Raw genomic sequence first — 3040 nt, 5'->3', positions numbered from 1 at the left:
GCGCAGTTAGTGACCTTTGCAAAGTCTCGGGGTCTGGCAGTCGGGCGGCGATCCAATGCTGCATGAGCGATGGCAGGAACAGACCTTCGCCGCACGTGCAGCCGCTAACCATCATCGAACGAACGGGATGTGGGACTTTCCTGCCGTTGGGTTCATCTTACGAAAGTATGTTGCGTATAATTTTAAGTTCTGGTGAAGCGCAGATATGCGATGAAGAAACCTAAGGCGAACAGCGAAAGTACTCCAAGAGTTTGAAGAAATGATATCAGTGGGTTGTCGGTCTTCCGCTCAAGGAATTTGCTTGAGAACCACCCGAAAAGAGATCGAAGTCCCACCATACTAACTCGCACCAACCTCAAGTGTTACATACGCCGGTCATATAAATAGGACTAAAGCTGCATCGTAACAATGGGCTCACTACCGACTTACGGCGTTGCAGCACCAAAGTTGCAGTAGATCCCGTACCTACGCCTATCATGGGATCACCGCAGCCCAGCCCGAAGCGGACCTCGGGCCTGTCGCATAGCCGCGACGGGTTCGCATGCAGGTAGGGCAGCAACCGGACCTTCGCTGCGCTTTGCTCAAATGGCAGTTGCCCTACAGCAAGCAACCTTTCAGGATTTGGCTCTCGGCCTGAAGAAAACAATGGATGCGTGCCTGACCTGAACCCAACCCTTAATAAGTTTGCGGACCGCGAACCAAATCTCCTCCCGAAAACAAGAGCTTGCAACCTGCGCGTAGTGCTTCAAAGTGCTCGTATCCATTTTTTCGAAAGACATAAGGTACACAAAATGGCTCGGAGCATCACGGACGAAGAAATTGGTTTGATCAAAGCCTTGCTGGCGCGAGGCGAGCGGAACGTGGACATTCAGTTTTATTTCAATCGCCAAGACCGCCCTGTTAACTCCGGTAGGATAAGCCAGATCCGAAACGGGAGCTACGGCCCCCAAGTTCCACAGGCAACTGACCAAGCGCTTGATGCTTTCCTGAACAACTTTAAAGCTGCCTCTGTCGGCATTGCCGTCAACGAACAGGACGCAAAGCCGCCTACAATCTCTGAACGTGCAGCAGCGCTATTCGAACAACATGCTGACGGGAGTTGGAGGCTACGTGACGGGGAAACAGCTCAACAGGAGTGTAAAGAGACGTTCAACCCAAAGAAAATGACGCCCGTCATCAAAGCCATTGCTGCCTTGGCAAACAACAAAGGGGGCTTTGTATTCATCGGTGTTGAAGATGCAGACTGCAAAGTTGTCGGTTTGGCGGACAACAATTTTCAAAACACTGATATTGTGCAGATTAGCCAGAAGGTTAAAACCTATCTTACTCCCACTCCGGACTTTATTAAGACCACGATTGAGATTGGTGGAATGAATGTTGGAGTAATCTATGTCGAAAAATATGCCGAACCGCCCATAATCGTCAGTCGAGACGGCGACGGGCTCGAAAGTGGTGCAATCCTGTTTCGCTCACCGGGTCAGTCAGCGAAAATCAGCGCCGGTGATCTACTCATATTGTTGCGTGAACGTGACCAAGCTAGTCAGTCGAAACTTCTAAGGTCGGCACAGCGTGTCGCAGAGATCGGGCTTCAAAACTCACTGATAGTCGATACCCGTGAGGGGACCATTGAGGCCGACGACACCAAAGTGATGATTGATCGAGACCTAGCAGATCAGTTGGAATTCATCCGTGAAGGGGAGTTTGAAGAAGTCGAAGGTGCTCCCGCTTTACGCCTTATCGGCGATGTCCGAGCAATCGATCCTGACGGGCAAATTCGCGAACGGATCGAAAACCGTGTCTTGACTGCGGACACGGTTCTGCTGGTATTCCTTGCTCAGGAACACGCGCGTTCACCAATGGAGTTCGTTCGCGAGGCGGCTTTGGTGCAACGTCAGTGGCTTCCCATATTCTATTTCATCGGCCTGGCTGGCGTCTCAATTGATGATGCAGTTGAGGCCTTGTCACAGACAGACGCCGTTTACGCCAACTCGAAGGCAAATACACTTGAACGACTACGGGGCCAGCGAAGCGCTTTCAAACAAGCATCCGGCCAAGCTGCTCTCATTGTGGAGAAAATCCAGCAAGGGGAAATTGACGATTTAGAAGATACGCATGAAGACCCTGCTATTGCTCGGGCGATTGCGGGGTTGCCAGCCGATTTCGAACACATCCAAGATATTTTGGACTTGCTCCAGAGGATGTTTGCGAGAGCAGAGGGTAACTCCAGCTTAAAGGGTGCAATCTTCAAAGCCGCAGCAAGAATTGACGAAATCTCATTCTTGCCACCCTTGCTCGAGTAGAAGCGGCTCCCGATCAATAGTGTGCATCCCGCCGACCTTCTGAGCGTGCCTATTCGCCAAGGTTTAGGCGTTTCTGCTGCTCCTTTAGAAGGCCAATGTTCTTTTCGCTGGATTTGACCCCTTCGGTGTAACCGCACAATGTAAAGACTCGTACTCCTTCTTCAAAACAATAAATAGCCTTCTCTAAGTCGTGCTCTGCAACATCGGGGTTTGCTCGTCGAGCATGATTTCCGAAGATGCTGCCAAGTCTGCATTGTATATGCGCCCATCGTTGGGGATCGGTTTGTTCAGTGAAGATTTCGGCTGCCTGAGTGAAGGAGTGGATGGCACGCATGAAATACAGTTCAAACAACGCATCTTCGGCCTGCAAACCATGATCAAAAAGAGTTTCTGCCAATTCGAAATGTGCCTCCGCAAAGGGTTGAGGAAATTGGACTTCAGGATAAGTTTCAATGGCTGCCAAGTAGCTGGAAATTGAGCGGACCCTCAGAAACTGAGCTTCATGGTGCGTGGTATCATCCCTCTTTGCTTTCTCGGAATACAGGCGTGCAAGATTCATCTGTGCCGTTCCCCAGATTTCTTGGTCGTTGGAACGGCCAGCGGCTGCAAGCGCCTCCTCGTATTCAGCCAGGGCCTTTTCATACGTCTCCTTCTCGCGTGAGGGAGAGGGACTTGCTGCGAGCGTTCGCAAAACAACGGCTGCCAATCCGCCACACGCATGCCCCATAAGAGAGTCTAGG

2 protein-coding genes are annotated in these 3040 nt (G+C 51.2%); one reads left to right on the top strand and one right to left on the bottom strand.

Translation table 11 applies throughout. The features are described from left to right. The first annotated feature begins 791 nt into the window (after nt 1–791). Nucleotides 792–2300, top strand: a complete 1509-nt coding sequence (locus VWY34_RS03660) for a helix-turn-helix domain-containing protein (protein ID WP_416548784.1) — start codon at nt 792–794, stop codon at nt 2298–2300. A gap of 49 nt (nt 2301–2349) precedes the next feature. On the opposite strand, the gene VWY34_RS03655 is transcribed toward VWY34_RS03660, so the two are convergent. Beyond that, nucleotides 2350–3040: hypothetical protein (locus VWY34_RS03655; RefSeq protein WP_416548782.1), on the bottom strand; the 691-nt coding region annotated here is incomplete at its 5' end.

It is taken from the genome of Phaeobacter sp. JH20_02 (genome assembly GCF_048056915.1).
GTDB classification, from domain to species: Bacteria; Pseudomonadota; Alphaproteobacteria; order Rhodobacterales; family Rhodobacteraceae; genus Phaeobacter; species Phaeobacter bryozoorum.
This window is presented reverse-complemented; position numbering and strand designations above follow the sequence as displayed.